The organism is Paenibacillus elgii NBRC 100335, from assembly GCF_004000865.1.
GTDB classification, from domain to species: Bacteria; Bacillota; Bacilli; order Paenibacillales; family NBRC-103111; genus Paenibacillus_G; species Paenibacillus_G elgii.
Genome location: NZ_BIMB01000005.1, coordinates 24027 through 41598, shown reverse-complemented (window position 1 = coordinate 41598; position 17572 = coordinate 24027). Strand labels below are relative to the sequence as shown.

The following is a 17572-nucleotide window of genomic DNA, read 5'->3' as shown; positions in this document are numbered from 1 at the left end:
AATCATTTGAGATGAGGGAGGGAATACGATGGAGAATGCAGCGGAACGTTTAAAGCATTGGCTGCATGCGGTCCCGGAGCAGTTCGGCCGGATGTCCGAAGCGGAGGTATCCGAGCGACCCATGCCCGGTAAATGGTCTCCGAAAGAAGCGCTGGGACACTTATGCGATTCGGCCGTCAACAATCTTCCGAGATTTATCAAAATTCAATACGAAAAGCAGCCGTATGTCCTCATCCCTTACGATCAGGATCAATGGGTGACATTGCAGGATTATCAGAACGCTCCGGCGGAAGAGATTCTGAATTTATGGTCCGGCTTAAATAACCGGATCTTGAAGGCCATCGAAAAAATACCAGCGGAAAAACTATCTTACCAATGTGTCACCGCCAATCAGGAAACGAAAAGCTTGCAGTGGATCATTGACGATTACGTGGAACATATGGAATACCATCTTAACGGTCAAATTTTGAAGAACAACGTTTAATCGGTTGTATATTTTGGCATCACTATAAAATACGCTTAGCTGCTGGAGGTTCTGGAATGAAGCTGTATGTTATCCTCTCGTTCAATGAAGACGGGATGGAAAATGTGTATGTGGGCGAGGACGAGGAGAAAGCTCTCTCGTTCAAGCCGTCCGATTTTGAGGATTGCGATGCCTTGTTTGTCGAGGTGTGGGAAGACGGGGAGAAGATCGACGATTACCGTCTGGAGTAGTGTATGAAGCCGAAAGCCGGTCATTCGTATGGGATGTCCGGCTTTTTCTTTTGTACCGTATCATTGCCGTATCATCGACAAATCATTGTAAAATTGTGAAATAGAGCTATTCAGACGCAGCGGAGTTTATTATAATAGAATTGGGTATGAGAATTTTCACAAATGTTTAACAATTGTACCAAAGCGTTCCTGTGCAAATTTCAGAGACCAAATTAGTAAGCGCATACAAAATAATTTGATTTCATGTTTACAATATGTTAGTTTGTTGTTAGAATAAGTTACATATTCTTCATTGTGCGTCCGAAGGCGGCAGGTCGTGGGAAGCTTCCCTTCCCTCATCCCTGTTCGTCCGGTCCAAGGACGCCGATTAAGGGAGACGGGTATGGATTACGATAAAGACACGGTTTACGTGGTCGGCGATGCGCAGACATCTCTCAATAATCCGATTACTCAGCAGTACAGCGCATTTTTCATCGGACTTGTCGTGGATACGACCAACCACAAAATCGTGGATGCGGGCTGCTCGTCCACCATTCCGCTAACCTCGCAATTTGTCCGCTCCTTATTCGTCGGGCAGAGCATTCTGGCCTTCGAGCCGGTCGCCGACGAAATCAAGCGAAGGTACCACGGCTCGTCGCAGAAAGCGATCATCGTCGCCTTCAAGGATGCGCAAAAAAAATACAAATTGGCCTTAAACGGCCGGGATTGCGATTCCGGTGCGTCAGGGTCCGCATAACGCTGCTTTGTTTATTAGTATGGCGACATACGCGTAAATAAAATCCAGCAAACGATACGCTTGGAAGCCTTGCGGCTGCCGGTTGTCGTTTGCTGGATTTTTTTATAGATATAGAATTTATAAGTTATCAGCGGAGCTGATTGAATTCTATATCGCAAGAAAAGCTTCCTCTAAGACACGAATGTATCTTCCTCGAAGTGGCTTCGATAAGAAGCTTTTCTTATTACATATCTAAATTGGAGGATTGAGCGATGAAACTGTACATTTCGATTGATATGGAAGGCATTACCGGACTGGTCGATGCTACGTTTGTCGATTCCGGCAAGCACAACTACGAAAGAGGCCGGCTCATTATGACTGCAGAGGCCAATCATGTCATTGAAACGGCATTCCAAGAGGGATGCGGGGAAGTCGTAGTCAACGACAGCCATTCCAAGATGAACAACCTGCTGATCGAGAAGCTTCATCCGGAGACGCAGCTGATTTCGGGGGACGTCAAGCCGTTTTCGATGGTGCAGGGGCTTGACGCCAGCTTCGCCGGGGCCGCTTTTCTGGGCTATCATACACGGGCTGCAAGGAAGGGCGTGCTCAGCCACACGATGATTTTCGGCGTGCGGAACATGTACATCAACGATACGGCGGTTGGGGAGCTCGGCTTCAATGCGTTCGTCGCGGGTCATTACGGCGTGCCGGTGCTGCTCGTGGCGGGAGACGACGAGACGGCGGAGGAAGCGGAGGCGTTGATCCCGGGGGTGACGACGGCCATCGTCAAGCGACGCATCTCGCGGACGGCGGCGCTCTGCCTGACGCCGGAGAAAAGCGGGCAGCTGCTTCGCGACAAAACGAGAGAAGCGCTCGAGGCCCGCGGCCGCGTGAAGCCTTTGACGCCCCCGGAGAGTCCGATGCTGTCGATCGAATTCGCCAATTACGGGCAGGCGGAGTGGGCGCACCTGATGCCGGGAACGACGATCGAGCAGGGCTCGCCGGTCGTTTCCTTTCAAGCCAAAAACATTCTGGAAGCGTACCAAGCAATGCTTGTCATGACGGAACTGGCCATGCGAACTTCATTTTGTTAAGAAGCGGGTGATCGAGTGGCGCCGTACCTATTGAAAAGATTTGTGTCCATGCTGGTGACGCTGTGGCTCATCGTCACGATTACGTTTTTCCTGATGCATACGATTCCGGGCTCGCCGTTCGACCGGGACGGCAAAGAAGCCAACCCCGCCGTCGTTCAGAACATGATGGCGTTCTATCATCTAGACAAGCCGGTGTACGTCCAGTATGCGCTTTATTTGAAGTCGCTGCTCACGCTGGATCTCGGGCCGTCGATCTCGCACTATCCGGAAAGCGTGAACGCGATGATCGAGCGCGGCTTCCCGGTCTCGTTCCAGCTCGGCATCGTGGCGCTTCTCCTTGCGATCGCATCGGGCATTGCGCTCGGAACGGCGGCCGCGCTCCGGCAAAACGGCCTGATCGACTACATCGCCATGGTGCTCGCCGTCATCGGCATCGCGGTGCCCAATTTCGTCGTGGCGCCGCTGCTAATCAAATACATTGCGGTGGAGTGGGAGCTGCTGCCGGTGGCGACATGGGGGACATGGAAGCATGTCGTGCTGCCTGCGGTCGCACTGTCCACCGGACCGATCGCGATCATTGCAAGACTGACGCGGGCCAATATGGTCGAAGTGCTGACGCAGGACTACATTGAGACGGCCAGGGCCAAAGGGCTTTCTCCGGTGACGATCGTGTTCAAGCACGCTCTGCGCAACGCGGTGCTGCCGGTCGTTACGTTAGTCGGCGCATTACTTGCGAACGTGCTGACGGGCAGCTTTGTCATCGAGAAAATATTTGCGATTCCGGGCATGGGGAAATATTTTGTGGACGGCATCAACAACCGGGATTATGCAGTCATCATGGGAACGACGGTGTTTTACAGCGCCTTGCTCATCTTCATGATGTTCCTGGTCGATATCGCCTACAGTCTGATCGACCCCCGTATCAAGCTGCATGGAAAGGAGAGGTGAGGATGTCGGTTCCCGATCATTTGTTTGTGCCGATGCAAAAACGCGTCGGCCCTATGGAAGCGATCGTCCGGCCGCAGCTGACGTTCTGGCAGCAGGCGCGCATCCGGCTGTTCAAGAACAAGCTGGCTCTGCTCGGGCTTATTTTCATCGTTGCGCTGGCGGCGCTTTCGATCTTCGGGCCTTGGCTGACGGACCAGAGCTATTCCAAGCAAAATCTGCTGAACGGCAATCAAGCCCCGTCCGCCGAGCATTGGTTCGGCACCGACGAGCTCGGCCGGGATGTGTTCGCGCGCATCCTGTTCGGCTCGCGCATTTCGCTGACCGTCGGCGTCGTCGCCGCGCTCATCGATTTTCTCATCGGCGTCGTTTACGGGGGCATCGCCGGCTATTTTGGCGGGCGGGTCGATAACATCATGATGCGGATTGTCGACATCCTGTACGGCATTCCGTACCTGCTGATCGTGATCCTGCTGATGGTCGTCATGGGCCCGGGCTTGTTCACCATCATCATCGCGCTAACGGCGACCGGCTGGATCGGCATGGCCCGGATCGTGCGCGGGCAGGTGCTTCAACTATCGTCGTCCGAGTACGTATTGGCTTCGCGGACGCTCGGAGCAGGGGCGTGGAGCATTATCCGCAGACATCTGCTGCCGAACGCTTTCGGCGTCATTATCGTGCAGGTGACGTTCTCCGTCCCGTCGGCGATCTTCGCGGAAGCGTTCCTCAGCTTCCTCGGTCTCGGCATTCAGCCTCCGCTGGCTAGCTGGGGGACGATGGCAAACGATGCGCTGCCGACGATTTTATCCGGCTATTGGTGGCGGCTGTTCTTTCCGGCGTTCTTCATCTCGCTGACGATGCTGGCGTTCAACCTGCTCGGCGACGGGCTGCAAAACACATTTAATCCGAAGCAGAGGAGGTAAGCTCCATGAATGGACCCGATTCATTGTCTCCCTCGGACGTCCTGCTCGAAGTGAAAGACCTGCATGTCTCCTTCACCACGTACGGCGGCGAGGTGCAGGCAGTCCGCGGCGTGAGCTTGACGCTTCGCCGCGGCGAGACGCTCGCCATCGTAGGTGAGTCCGGCTGCGGCAAAAGCGTTACCGCCCGCAGCTTGATGCGGCTTCTGCCCCCGCAAACCTCGAAAATCAGGCAGGGCAGCATCCGGTTTCAGGGACGGGAGCTGACCGGGCTGACAGAGAAGCAGATGCGGGAGATCAGGGGCTCGGCCATCACGATGATTTTCCAGGATGCGATGACCGCGCTCAATCCGACGATCACCATCGGCGAGCAGATTATGGAGGGCATCATCCGCCATCAGAAGCTGTCGCGGTCCGAGGCCCGCAAGCAGGCAGTGGAGATGCTGGAGCTGGTCGGTATTTCGAACCCGGAAAGCCGGCTCAAGCAGCATCTGCACCAGTTCAGCGGCGGCATGAGGCAGCGCATCATGATTGCGATCGCAGCGGTCGGCAATCCGTCGGTGCTCATTGCTGACGAACCGACCACGGCGCTCGACGTGACGATTCAGGCGCAGATTCTCGATCTGTTCAAGCTGCTGCAGCGCAAAACCGGCGTATCCATCATCATGATCACCCACGATCTGGGCGTGGTGGCGAATATCGCAGACCGCGTGAACGTCATGTACGCCGGCAAGGTGGTTGAGTCGGGCACGGTGGACGAGGTGTTCCAGCATCCGCAGCATCCTTATACGAAAGGGCTGCTTGCCTCCATGCCGCGTCTGGACAGCGATCGGAATACCCCGCTGCAATCGATTCCGGGTACTCCTCCGGATCTGTTCGCGCCGCCCAAAGGCTGCGCGTTCGCAGCCCGGTGCCCTCTCGCCATGGAGGTGTGCGCCGACTTCCAGCCGGACACAACCAGCTTGTCTGGCGGGCACGGCGTTGCCTGTTGGCTGCAGGACGCGCGCGCCAAACAGATGGTTCCGCCGAACGCGAATACTTTTATCCGATCGGCAATAGGTTAGCGATTCCTATCATACAATGTGAAGGAGAGACGTTGCATGAAGAAAAGAACGGCTTTACTCCTCGGCTGTATCTTGTTATCCGGCACGGCGCTGGCAGGCTGCAGCGGCAAAGAAGGGGCAGGCACCGATCCGGCCCGGGGCGAACAGCAGGCCAAAATCCTGCTGTACAACAATCTGCGGGAGCCTACGTCGCTGGACCCGCCGGTCGGGTTCGACCAAGTGTCGTACGACATTCTGAACAACGCCATGGAAGGTTTGACGCGCCTTGGCAAAAGCCAATCCCCCGAGCCCGCGATGGCCAAGGAATGGAAGATTAGTCCCGACGGCAAGCAGTATACGTTTACGCTGAGGGACGGCATCAAGTGGTCGAACGGGGACGCGGTGAAGGCGTCCGATTTCGAATTCGCCTGGAAGCGGATGCTCGATCCGAAGAAGCCTTCGCCGGCCGCGCCTCTGGCTTACGTCATCGAAGGGGCTGAAACGTACAATTCGGATAAAGGTCCGGCCGACGGCGTCAAAATCAAAGCGACGGACGACAAGACGCTGGAGGTCGTATTGACCAAGCCGGCCCCGTGGCTGCTCGGAATGGTATCCAATCCGGCATTTTTCCCGGTACATAAGGCAACCGTAGAGAAAAACGACAAATGGGCAAGCGAAGCCGCCACGATCGTGAGTAACGGTCCGTTCAAGATCACCGAATGGAAGCACGATTCCGAGCTGAAGATGGTCAAAAACGACCAGTACTGGGATGCGGCGAGCGTCAAGCTGGACGGCGTTACGTTCAAGATGGTTAACGACACGAATACGGAGTATCAGCTGTATCAGAGCGGGGGGCTGCATATTGACGGCGTCATTCCGGCCGATTTGAGCCAGAAGCTGTTCGCGGATGGCAAGGTCAAAGTGGAGGATTCGGCGGGAACGTATTTTTACCGGTTCAACACCAAGATGCCGCCGTTCGATAACGTCAATATCCGCAAAGCGTTCCAGATGGCTGTGGACAGCCAGAAAATCGTCGACCTCGTCGTCAAGCAGAAGCAAAAGGTGGCCGACGGATTCGTCTCGTACGGACTCAAAGATCCGGCAGGGGACGACTTCCGCAAGGTTGGCGGAACGCTGGTGAAATACGACGCCGCAGAAGCGAAAAAGCTGCTGGAGAAAGGAATGGCCGAGGCCGGCTACAAAACGCTCCCGCAGGTGACGCTGACCTACAATACGAACGATCTGCACCAGAAAATTGCCGAGGCGGCTCAAGCGATGTTCAAAGAAAGCCTGGGCGTCGACGTGAAAATCGAGAGCAAGGAAGGCAAGGTGTTGACGGCCGAGCAGAAGAAGCTGCAATTGCAATTTTCCCGTTCGTCTTGGCTGCCGGATTTTGCCGATCCGATCAATTTCCTGGACATCTTCCAGACCGGCAATCCGAACAACCGGACCGGCTGGAGTAACGCGCAGTATGACAAGCTGATTCAAGACGCCTACAATGAGCCGGATAATGCCAAGCGGTTCAAGCTGCTGCACGAAGCGGAGAAAATATTACTGGACGAAGCGCCGATCATGCCGCTGTACTTTTACAACTCCGCTTATATGCAAAGCGACAAACTGGAAGGAGTCGTCCGGCACGCTTACGGCTATATCGACTTCAAGTGGGCCGATTTGAAATAGACGGCACCGGGGCGGTGTGGCCTGATGGGCAGGTGCTTGCAGGTTGCAGGGCGAGTATCCCCGGCACTCTAAAGTCGGAAGCAGGCGGTGGGCGGGCGGATCGTGGGGATCAGTTGAGCATATAAAGGAAGTAGGATGCGTTAAGGAGCAGCATTCAGCGCCCGTTGGAATATAGCGGAAGACAGGTGCTTTAGTTGTGTCGAAAAATGTTCATGACCCACGAAATGGGAGCGATAGCGAACGGCAGTTCCTCTATTTTGCACAAGGCGCCGAAATCAGGCACAATAACGCATCGCAGTTCCTCTATGCTGAATACGGTAGTACAGAACTGTTCGCCAGTGCCAGTGATGCTGAAAAAAGTGTCCAATGGGGCATACGATAGCTCCTGCGATTCTCAAAAACCTTTATGCGATGGTTCTTGCAATGCTGAATAGCCGTAAGACCAGGTATCGCGATAGTTTCCTGTGGTGCTGCAAAAAGCCGGTCAACCCGACTGTGGCGTCAGTGCCTGCAATGCCTAATCGTTCGGCCTGTCGCGCCAATACCCGCAATTGTAGAAAAGCGTTAAGCCGACTTATCGCTTAGAGTACCTGCGTCGCCAATGAAGCGGATACTGCCTGCCGAGCATGGTTCTCGCAATACTGCATCATCGGTTAATCCGAGCCATCGTCGGCTCCGCAAACGAAGGGAGGAAGATACCATGCGCCAGCGCATCAAACCTCCGCGTCTCGTCGTGGGCGATACGGTGGGTATTACGGCCCCGGCCAGTTGGGGAGACCGGAGCAGAATCGAGCGAGCGGCCGGTTATTTGAACCGGATGGGCCTGAACGTCCGCTTCGGCGGCACGCTGTCCGGCCAGTACGGTTATTTGGCGGGGACGGACGAGGAGCGGGCGGCGGAGCTGAACGCGATGTTCGCGGACCCGGACATTCGGGCCGTCGTATGCGCGCGCGGCGGATACGGGTCGGCAAGAATGGCCGATATGCTGGATTACGATCGTATCCGCGATAACCCGAAAATTTTTTGGGGCTACAGCGATATTACGTTCCTCCACACCGCCATCGGAAACCGGTCGGGGCTCGTCACGTTTCACGGTCCTATGCTGACCTGTCTTGCCGAAGAGCCTGTCCATCCGCTGACCTTGCAGGGCTTTGAGCAGATGTTTCATCCGAAGCCGGTCGTCTACACGGAAAACATCTCGCCACTTGTCGCCTTGGTGGAAGGGGAAGCGTACGGACCGCTGGTCGGAGGCAATTTGTCCCTGCTTGTCAGCACGCTCGGGACACCGTATGAATTGGATACCCGCGGACGTATTTTGTTTATAGAAGAGATTGGCGAGGAGCCGTACCGCGTCGATCGGATGCTGAACCAACTGCGGCAGGCCGGAAAGCTGGCCGATGCTTCGGGAATTCTCGTCTGCGATTTTCACGACTGCGAGCCGAACAAGTACAACCCTTCACTAACGTTGGAGCAGGTCATCCGGCATCATATCGTTCAGGCGGGAAGACCCGCGCTCGCAGGGTTTAAAATCGGCCACTGCTCGCCGAACATCGCCGTGCCGTTAGGCATAGAGGCGAGGATGAATACCACCCAAAAGAAGCTGGAGTTTATCGAGCCGGCTGTAAAGTAGAAGCGTAAGGAGGCGCCCTGGATGCAAATTCAAAGAATAGACGTAATGCGCCAGTCCACCCCGCTCGTCAAACCGTTCAAAACCGCGCTGCGGACCGTATTTCAAGCGGAATCCGTATTCGTTCGGATCACAGCGGACGATGGCCGGGTCGGCTGGGGCGAAGCGCCGGCTACGATTGTGATTACGGGGGACAGCTTGGAGAGCATCGAATCTGCCATTGTCCATACGTTCACACCGCTGTTAGTCGGCAAAAGTCTGCTGGCCTATGAACAAATCATTCAATCCGTCCATCAGGCGATGGTAGGTTGCAGCAGCGGCAAAGCCGCGGTCGATATGGCGGTCTACGACCTGGTGGCGCAGACCTGTGGGGTGCCGCTGTATCAATTTCTCGGAGGCTACAAGGATCGGATCGAGACGGACTTTACCGTCAGCGTCAATTCGCCAAAAGAAATGGGCGAGGATGCGGCCCGCTATGTGGAATCCGGGTTCAACGTACTGAAGATCAAGGTAGGGAAGGACGATATCTGCGAAGATATCGAACGGATCAGAGAAATCCGCAGCCGCGTAGGCGACCGGGTCAAAATCAGGCTGGATGCGAACCAAGGCTGGCAGGTGAAGGATGCGGTCAAATCGATCCGGCGGATGGAAGACATGGGCCTCAATATCGAGCTTGTGGAGCAGCCGGTGAAGGCTGGAGATATCGAAGGCTTGAAGGCCGTCACGGACGCGGTCGAAACGCTGATTATGGCGGACGAGAGCGTGTTCTCTCCGGTTCAGGCGCTTGAAGTGCTGCAGCGGCGCGCGGCCGATCTGATTAATATCAAGCTGATGAAATCGGGCGGGATCTACAAGGCGCAAATCATCAACCAAATTGCAGAGGAATACGGCGTGGAATGCATGGTGGGCAGCATGATCGAATCCCGTCTTGCGGTCACGGCGGCGGCTCATTTTGCGGCGAGTAAAAAGAACATTACCCGCTTCGATTTCGATGCGCCGCTCATGATGCTTCACGATATCGTCGACGGTGGCGTCCGATACGACGGGCGGGTCATGACCTTCCCGGACGATGCCGGACTCGGCATCCGGAATGTGCGCTGTCAGGACGGGATGGGAGCCGTATCATGAGCGGGCCGAAGCGAGTGAGAGCGGCGGTGTCCGTCGCCACCGTGTGGACGTCTCCCGATTCCCCGCGTCCGATGGACGAACCCGCGCTGCGGCATCCGGCAGCCATAACGGAATGGCTAGGGGCGATGAACGTTAAGGATAAGCTGGATTTGTACGGCGCCAATCGGATTCAGACGCAAATGCTGTACGGAACCGGGGCGATAGTTGCCGAAGAAAACGGCGACTGGGTCAAGGTGCTCATTCCCGAGCAAAGCACCCGGAAGGAGGGAGCAGGCTATCCCGGATGGGTGCCGAAATGCCAGCTGATGGAAGCAAGCGCCGAAGCCAACGCTGACCGATGGGCGGAGGTGGCCGCTCCTCGGGCGCTGTTGACCTTCCGCTCGCTTCAAGCCGAAATCGAGCTGAGCTTCCTCACCCGGCTGCCCGTCATCGAAGAGACGAACGACGGCGTCGTGGTGGATACCCCGCACGGAGCGGGCTTTTTGCCGAAGGAGCAAGTGTGGGTCGCCGGCCGTCCGGCATCTTCCGGCATGGAAGAAGAGCATGCGGGCAAGCGGCTCGTCCGGCAGGGGATGCGGTTTATCGGTCTTCCTTATCTCTGGGGAGGCATGTCTTCCTTCGGGTACGACTGCTCCGGCTTTGCTTACAGCATGCATAAATCGCAAGGCATACTCATTCCGCGGGACGCTTCTGATCAAGCCGTTCAGGGGCAGAGGGTGGAGCGGGACCGTCTGGAACCGGGGGATCTGCTCTTCTTCGCCTACGAAGAAGGCAAGGGGCGCGTGCATCATGTCGGAATCTATGCGGGTGACAATCGGATGCTTCATTCTCCTGATTCCGAAGGATGCATAGAGCTTGTCGATCTGGACGGCTACAAGCTGGCGAAGGAGCATTGCATTTCCAGAAGATATTGGTAAGATGATCAACTGAATAAGGGGGCTCTCCTATAAGGTCCGATACAGACCTGGGGAGAGCCCTTTTTCAAATCAATGTTCCCGCATGTGCTGCTTAGCTTCTAAATAAAGGACCTGAATGAATTTCTTGACGTTGATCCGCACTTGCGAGACGGTGTCCCCGCTCTCGTCCTCCAGCTCCAGCATCCGCTTGCGAACCTCCGTAAAATCAAAAAACTTCGATGCGTAATTTTCGAACTTGATATTCGAATAATCCGTCAATCCGAGCGAAGCCAAATGGCTTAACGCTTGATGAATCGTCCGGCGCACGCGCTGTTCGGCTGCTTTGATTTCTTTCTTGATCACCGCTTCGTCCGCCTTATCGCCCAGCTTGCGTACGGCCGCTGCGCGGAACAGCTCCCGCAGCTGGGGGAAATCGCGTTGGCCCGCAGCGGCGTCGTCATGCTCCAATAGAATTTGCAGCATCACCAGCAAATCTTTGCAGCCAATCTCTCCGGTGATGCCGAGCTCCGAGAACAAATAGCGGCCTGCCGCGCCGATTCCGTCAGAACCGCGATCCCGTTCGCGTGGGGCCGGGGGCTGCCCTAGGCCGCCGTCGTCCAGTCCGAGCAGAGACTGGCGAATGTTCTGAATGGACCGTGCAAGCCGCATCCGCTCCTCGACCTTGCGGATAACCGAGAGCACCTCCAACCGGTTGATTGGCTTCGTTATGTAATATTCAACGCCCAAGGCGTAGGCCTCGCCGATCATTTCCTTCGATTCGACCTGCGACAGCATGATGATTTTGCCGGGAAACGACGGGGCGATCTCCCGCACCGTCTCAATTCCGTCCCGCTTCGGCATCAGCAGGTCGATGAGCCAAATATCGGTCCGCGTGACCGCCAGCAGCCCGGCATCCACATCCGCTCCGTCCGCGGCTTCGCCCGCCACCTCGCCGAGGTCTTCGTCTTCGATCAGCTGCGCCAGCATCCGGCGTACCGCCGGGTCGTCATCGGTTATAAAAAATCGCACTCCTTTTTCACCCGTCCTTATTCGTCGTTAAACTTGCTAACGGCAATTGTATGATAAATTCCGTTCCTTTTCCACCGATTCCTTCCCGAATGGCGATCGTTCCGGCGAGCCGAGCCACCGTTTCCTGTACATAGGAGAGGCCGATACCCGTCGACGGAACGCCGGAAGAATCGTATTTGGTCGTATAGCCGGGATGAAAAACGATATCCCGCGAAGGCTCCGGAATGCCCGGACCGTCGTCCCGGACGCGCAGCTCCGTCGTGCGTTTGTCCGTACGGTCGATGACGACTTCGATATTCCCGTCCTTCGCAATCGCCTCTACGGCGTTCGAGACGAGATTGTTCAGCAGCGACAGCAGCGTGTAGGCGTGATAAGGGGGATGCTCCCCTTTAACCCTCAACGCAATGTGGATCGATTTGCCGTGCAAGTGGGCGTATTTTTCATTCGAGCGGACCACCACGCCGCCAAGCTCTTCTGCCAGGCCGAAATCGGCCCGCTGCTCGCTTGTGATGAGCTGCGACAATCCGGCGTAGATCCGCTGATTATCCTTCTTGATCTCGTGCACCTGTCCGGCGATGCCCAAGGCTTGCCGGGCGAAATCGGACTCGGCCGCGTCTTTCAGCCCGCGGTAAAGCTCATAGGACGAGCGGGTGATCTGCTCGGCCTGCTGCAGCGTTTTTTGCAAATGCACGGAATCCTCGTACAACGTCGAGATCAGCATCAGCCGATGCTCGTTTTCCTGCCGCTCCCGCTCCTGCAGCGCACGCACCTGCCTCAGTTGGATAATGTTAAAGATCGCCAGCACGAACGAGCTCCGGAATACGGCGATTACGATAATTTGCTCCAGCTCGTGCAGTATGATCGTGCGGCCGGGAAGCGAATAGCGAAAAAACAGCTCCGCCACATTGGAACCGACTTCCAATCCCATGCCGATCAGCCCGATCAGCAGCGGACTTTGCCGGTAGTTGTTGACCTGCGCCGCGGCGAACAAGGCCCCATAAGAGAAATAAAAAAAGAAAGCAGGAACATGCTGATAGAATGAAGCTTCAAGCGCTGCCCCGCCCAGCGCATCCAGTCCGATCCGAAAGGCCGGCACCGTGAGGCCGGTTACGAATCCCGCTGCAAGGGGCGTTAACCCGCGAAGCCACAGCAAACTGAAAAAAAGCACGGGAGGCCCCATGCCGACGCGGAACGAATCCGAGAACGGATAAAATTTCAGCTCGGCGGCCAGCGGTACGAGAATGGCGACAAGGGCGAGCGAGAGCAGGCGGCTTTGCCAAGAAACAGCCTTTTTCAAAATTCGCATCAACTCGCAATTGTAGGTTTTTGTAGTTTAGTGTAGACGATCCATATGATAATATTCAAACCTATTATTTCATAGACGCCACTGATTTGGAAGCGCTTTTAGTAACAAAAGAGGGGGAAACAGTCATGAAAAAATTCGGATTGGCTCTGCAAATCGTGATCGGTTTAATGCTCGGGATCGCCGTTGGAGCCATCTTTTACGGGAATCCTGCTGTCGAAACGTACCTGAAGCCGGTTGGGGATATCTTCATCCGCTTAATCAAAATGATCGTCGTTCCGATCGTTGTCTCTTCGCTGATTGTCGGTATCGCGGGGGTAGGAGATATCAAGAAGCTGGGCAAGCTCGGCGGCAAAACGATTTTGTATTTTGAAATCGTTACCACAATTGCCATTGTCGTCGGCCTGCTGTTTGCCAACATCTTTAAGCCGGGCGCCGGGGTCGATATGTCGCACCTCGCGAAGACCGATATCAAAACCTATGTCGATACGGCAGAGAAAGCAAGCCACAGCATCGCCAGTACCTTTGTGAACATCGTACCGAAAAACATCTTCGAATCTTTGATGAACGGCGATATGCTCGCGATCATTTTCTTCTCCGTCATGTTCGGACTTGGCGTTGCGGCCATCGGAGAACGCGGCAAGCCGGTGCTTAGCTTCTTCCATGGCGTGGCCGACACGATGTTCTGGGTGACGAATCAAGTGATGAAATTCGCACCGTTCGGGGTATTCGCCTTGATCGGCGTCACCGTTGCCAAATTCGGCGTAGGCTCGCTAATTCCGCTTGGCAAGCTCGTCATCGTTGTCTATGCCAGCATGGTGTTCTTTATTCTCGTCGTGCTCGGGGCGATCGCCAAAATGTCCGGCACCAGCATTTGGACGATCATCAAACTGCTTAAGGACGAAATCATTCTCGCTTACTCCACGGCCAGCTCCGAATCGGTCATGCCTAAAGTGATGGAGAAAATGGAGAAGTTCGGCTGTCCTAAAGCGATTACGTCGTTTGTCGTCCCGACCGGCTATTCGTTCAATCTCGACGGGTCGACCTTGTATCAGGCGCTTGCGGCGCTGTTCATCGCTCAGATGTACGGCATTCACATGCCGATCAGCTCGCAAATTACGCTGATGCTCGTGCTTATGGTGACGTCCAAAGGTATCGCCGGCGTGCCGGGAGTTTCGTTCGTTGTTCTGCTTGCGACGCTCGGTTCGGTGGGGATTCCGGTCGAAGGACTCGCTTTCATTGCCGGGATTGACCGACTTCTCGATATGGCCCGCACGGTCGTTAACGTGCTTGGCAACTCTCTGGCTGCGGTAGTCATGTCCAAGTGGGAAGGACAGTACGACAAGCAAAAAGGACTCGCTTACGTCGCTACGGTCAAGGAAACGTCGAAGCAAACGCTGAAGCCCACGGCCTAAATCCGCTAGTGCTAGATTTTCCAAGAAGAACCGATTCTATGTACACAAAAGCCGCGTCTCCGATTAGAGGCGCGGCTTTTGCGTTGAATTACATGCCGTTCGTTTTGGCCATCAGCTGCTCGAGGGTAATAACGTCTTTCGGGATGCCGATTTTGAACTCCGGCTTTTCGTTGATCTTGGAATATTCCGCTTTGATGTTGGCGCCGATTTGAGACGGTTTGCCATTTTCTTTGACTTCCAGGCCTACGTTTACATCGTGGTAAACCGGGAATCCTTTTTTGTTGACGGCAGTCGTGATTTGCAGGTCCTTGATCTTGACGTCTTCCTTCATTTTGGCGATTTCGGATTTGAGCTTGTCTCCGGAGTTGGCCGTCAAATCTTTCTTCGCTTGCTCCAGGTCTTCTTTCTTGAAGTCAAACACTTTCGCGTATTTGTCGCTCATCATCAGATCGAGCACTTCCGGCAGCACTTTTTCGGCGACCGTCGTGATGAACGGCTCCAGGTTTTCGTTCGTAACCGCGAATTTCACGATCTGGTTCGCTTCAACCGTTTCCGGCAGCTTGGCGTCCTTCTTGTCCACGGAGGAGAGGAACGTTTTCTCGTCCACGTGCTTGAAGAAGATTTTGCCGATTTCTTGTCCCAGCTCCTGCTGCTTCTTAATGGTAGCGGCGTCGAAGTTCACTTTTTGGTCGGATTGCTTCGCCAGTTCCTTCGGATCAAGCTCCACAAATTTGCCTACCACATCTTTCGGCAGCGGCAGCATCGGAATGTTCGGTACCTTCACCCAAATTTTTTGATCGGTCATCACGATCGGCAGATTGATGTTCATCGCCATATCGCCTTTGAGTTTGGCTTCGATGTTCATTTCCATTTGGAACGGTTCTTGCTGGTAAGCGCCGGTTACGGCCACTTCCATGTTTTTGAGCATTTGCGCCGTTACGGCAAGCTGCGGATTTTCTGCCAACGCGTCGGCAGGGAAGTCCATGTTCATCGCGAAGGTCATTTTATAATCGGCCGATTTCATATCCGCAGCCGTCTGGAATGCCTTCTCCAGCGTTTCCTTCGGTGCTGGCTTTGCTCCGCAGCCGGCGAGGACTGCCATCACAACCAGCAGCGCGCAAAGTGCAAGTGCAATTTTCTTCCTGTACATCTGTGTTGATCCCCTCTCCAAATCTGACTCTATTTTTGCAACATTGCTTATTCTATTACAAAAAAATAGATTTGAAAAGGAATGATTGGTAAATCGTGTCGAATTTCATAGTCTAATGGCATAAATACCCTACTTGAGAACTATATGTCTGAAAGCTGCGAGGTAAAGTTTTATTACGAAATTTCGATGTCGTGGCATAACTGGCAGGCACTTCATATATAATAGTAAAGACAAATAAATTTTTGTCTGAAATTTGATCAAAAATTGAATTTTGTATGAACAAAATCGTAAAAGTGTGGTATACTATTGGAAGAGAAAGCACTTTCAGTAGCTAGGAGTGATCGCTATGACGACGAAAACGGCAGTATTGGCCGAAGGAACCGGAAACGAGCGCAACGTGGGCAGACTAGTAGCTTTGATGACGGCAACAGCATGGGTGCTGCTTGGAATCGGATTGCTGTTTAGTTTATTTAACCTGCATGATTTCAGCGATCGTAACACGTCCCTCATGGTCGGGGTCGGGTTCATGGTCGGCAGCGTTCATATTTATGTGATCCGTACAGCTATCCATCTCGTTGATTCCAGAGCGAAAGCGGAAGACGACAGTAAATAAGTGACATAACACACAAATTTTAGCCCCTTCGGGACCTCCCGGAGGGGTTTTTGGTGTTATTTGGGGTGTCATATTTTAACAATTGCAAAATATTTGTCAGCTTCGTGAAAATTATTTTGCAGAAAAATGACGAAACATTGACGTATTTGTTAACTGCCGCGAACATTTTGTCGCAATCTGTTATGGTGGTTCTATAGAGTGATCTGGCTCACAGTCAGAACAATCATAGCATTTCGGAGAGCTTGGGAGAGGATCGACATGAGAAAACCGGTAAAAATCGGCCGAATTTCGCTAGCGCTGCTGTTCATCCTGATGATGGCGCTGCTAACCGGCTGCGGACAAGAAATGATGGTGTTCGACCCAAAAGGGCCGATTGCCCAAGACCAGCGAGACCTGATCGTGATCTCGACCGTGCTTTGCCTTATCGTATTGGTGCCCGTGCTGGCCATGACGGCGGTTATCGTATGGCGCTATCGTGACGCGAAAGGAAACAAGGCGGCCTACAAGCCGAACTGGGCGCACAGCACCAAGCTGGAGATGATCTGGTGGGGGATTCCGATCGTCATCATCCTTATTCTAGGCGGCGTGACGGTAAAATATACGTACGCGTTGGAACCTTCCAAGCCGATTCAATCGGACCAGAAACCGATTGTCGTTCAAGCGACGTCGTTGGATTGGAAATGGCTCTTTACTTATCCGGAGCAGGGAATTGCAACGGTGAACTATTTGCAAATTCCGAAGGGCGTGCCGATTAAGTTCGAATTGACGTCGGACGCTCCGATGAACTCGTTCTGGATCCCGCAGCTTGGCGGACAAATGTACACAATGTCCGGCATGGCGATGACCTTGTATCTGCAAGCCGATGAGGCAGGCAAATATTTCGGCACCGCCGCGAACTTCAGCGGGGAGCACTTTAACGATATGAAATTCGACGTTCACGCGACGTCGCGGGAAGAGTTCGACAAGTGGGCCGAAGGGGTCAAAAAGTCGGCAAGTCCGTTGACGCAAGCCGGGTATGACGCGTTAGCCAAACCGGGACGCTCCGGCGAGCAGTTTTTCTCGGCGTTCCCGGATAACCTGTTCTACAACATCGTTACGAAATATGCAGTCGGCGGCTCACACGGCGCTCATGGCGCTCACGGAGCGACATCCGGCGGCAGCGGAAACGAATCTGGCGGGAAGCAGGGCGCTGCAGTCAGCAGCAACAAGATGGAGGACGTAACCGCAGGCGAAGCCCACGGGGTTCATGGAGCGGTTCACAGCGCCTCCGGAAAATAAACGCAACGCTAGATTTATT

At 54.4% G+C, this 17572-nt stretch carries 17 protein-coding genes; 14 read left to right on the top strand and 3 right to left on the bottom strand.

The annotated features are described in order from the left end of the window. Positions 1–28: 28 nt before the first annotated feature. The 11 genes from PEL01S_RS05280 to PEL01S_RS05235 all read left to right on the top strand — a co-directional run bounded on the left by PEL01S_RS05280 (position 29) and on the right by PEL01S_RS05235 (position 10786). On the top strand, positions 29–484 hold the full coding sequence (locus PEL01S_RS05280; RefSeq protein ID WP_127459618.1) for a DinB family protein: 456 nt from the start codon (positions 29–31) through the stop codon (positions 482–484). A 56-nt stretch (positions 485–540) separates the two neighbouring features. Further along, on the top strand, positions 541–714 hold the full coding sequence (locus PEL01S_RS34355) for a hypothetical protein (protein ID WP_010492398.1): 174 nt from the start codon (positions 541–543) through the stop codon (positions 712–714). Between the two features lie 382 nt (positions 715–1096). Then, complete coding sequence (locus tag PEL01S_RS05275; protein WP_063181545.1) at positions 1097–1450, top strand: DUF3870 domain-containing protein; 354 nt, start codon at positions 1097–1099, stop codon at positions 1448–1450. 251 nt (positions 1451–1701) lie between these two features. Further along, positions 1702–2526 (top strand): D-aminopeptidase DppA, encoded by an 825-nt coding sequence (gene dppA, locus PEL01S_RS05270; protein WP_127459617.1) that lies wholly within the window; start codon positions 1702–1704, stop codon positions 2524–2526. 15 nt (positions 2527–2541) lie between these two features. Continuing rightward, on the top strand, positions 2542–3474 hold the full coding sequence (locus tag PEL01S_RS05265) for an ABC transporter permease (protein WP_063181549.1): 933 nt from the start codon (positions 2542–2544) through the stop codon (positions 3472–3474). Between the two features lie 2 nt (positions 3475–3476). Beyond that, positions 3477–4394 (top strand): ABC transporter permease, encoded by a 918-nt coding sequence (locus PEL01S_RS05260; protein ID WP_127459616.1) that lies wholly within the window; start codon positions 3477–3479, stop codon positions 4392–4394. 5 nt (positions 4395–4399) lie between these two features. Further along, positions 4400–5455 carry an ABC transporter ATP-binding protein gene (locus PEL01S_RS05255; protein ID WP_163767982.1) on the top strand — a complete coding sequence of 352 codons (1056 nt, stop codon included), beginning with the start codon at positions 4400–4402 and terminating at the stop codon, positions 5453–5455. Between the two features lie 36 nt (positions 5456–5491). Then, positions 5492–7114 (top strand): peptide ABC transporter substrate-binding protein, encoded by a 1623-nt coding sequence (locus tag PEL01S_RS05250; protein WP_127459615.1) that lies wholly within the window; start codon positions 5492–5494, stop codon positions 7112–7114. A gap of 700 nt (positions 7115–7814) precedes the next feature. Beyond that, positions 7815–8744, top strand: a complete 930-nt coding sequence (locus PEL01S_RS05245) for a S66 peptidase family protein (RefSeq protein ID WP_127459614.1) — start codon at positions 7815–7817, stop codon at positions 8742–8744. Positions 8745–8765: 21 nt separating this feature from the next. After that, positions 8766–9869 carry a mandelate racemase/muconate lactonizing enzyme family protein gene (locus PEL01S_RS05240; protein WP_127459613.1) on the top strand — a complete coding sequence of 368 codons (1104 nt, stop codon included), beginning with the start codon at positions 8766–8768 and terminating at the stop codon, positions 9867–9869. Next, positions 9866–10786, top strand: a complete 921-nt coding sequence (locus PEL01S_RS05235; protein ID WP_127459612.1) for a C40 family peptidase — start codon at positions 9866–9868, stop codon at positions 10784–10786. The genes PEL01S_RS05240 and PEL01S_RS05235 overlap by 4 nt, the downstream gene beginning before the upstream one ends. Before the next feature lie 69 nt (positions 10787–10855). Here PEL01S_RS05235 and PEL01S_RS05230 read toward each other — a convergent pair whose 3' ends face one another. Beyond that, positions 10856–11794, bottom strand: a complete 939-nt coding sequence (locus PEL01S_RS05230) for a response regulator (RefSeq protein WP_127459611.1) — start codon at positions 11792–11794, stop codon at positions 10856–10858. 7 nt (positions 11795–11801) lie between these two features. Next, entirely contained in the window at positions 11802–13091 is a 1290-nt protein-coding gene (locus PEL01S_RS05225) for an ATP-binding protein (RefSeq protein WP_239551343.1), read from the bottom strand. Between the two features lie 134 nt (positions 13092–13225). Between PEL01S_RS05225 and PEL01S_RS05220 the strand changes: the two genes are divergently transcribed. Beyond that, entirely contained in the window at positions 13226–14512 is a 1287-nt protein-coding gene (locus PEL01S_RS05220; RefSeq protein WP_108534811.1) for a cation:dicarboxylate symporter family transporter, read from the top strand. An 88-nt stretch (positions 14513–14600) separates the two neighbouring features. On the opposite strand, the gene PEL01S_RS05215 is transcribed toward PEL01S_RS05220, so the two are convergent. After that, positions 14601–15662 (bottom strand): DUF6612 family protein, encoded by a 1062-nt coding sequence (locus PEL01S_RS05215; RefSeq protein WP_010492373.1) that lies wholly within the window; start codon positions 15660–15662, stop codon positions 14601–14603. Positions 15663–16008: 346 nt separating this feature from the next. Here PEL01S_RS05215 and PEL01S_RS05210 point away from each other — a divergent pair, with 346 nt between their 5' ends. Together PEL01S_RS05210 and cyoA are read left to right on the top strand one after the other, a co-directional pair. After that, positions 16009–16275, top strand: coding sequence for a hypothetical protein (locus PEL01S_RS05210; protein WP_063181691.1), 267 nt, complete (start codon positions 16009–16011; stop codon positions 16273–16275). 258 nt (positions 16276–16533) lie between these two features. Continuing rightward, positions 16534–17553, top strand: a complete 1020-nt coding sequence (cyoA, locus tag PEL01S_RS05205; protein WP_063181692.1) for a ubiquinol oxidase subunit II — start codon at positions 16534–16536, stop codon at positions 17551–17553. The last annotated feature ends 19 nt before the right edge of the window (positions 17554–17572 follow it).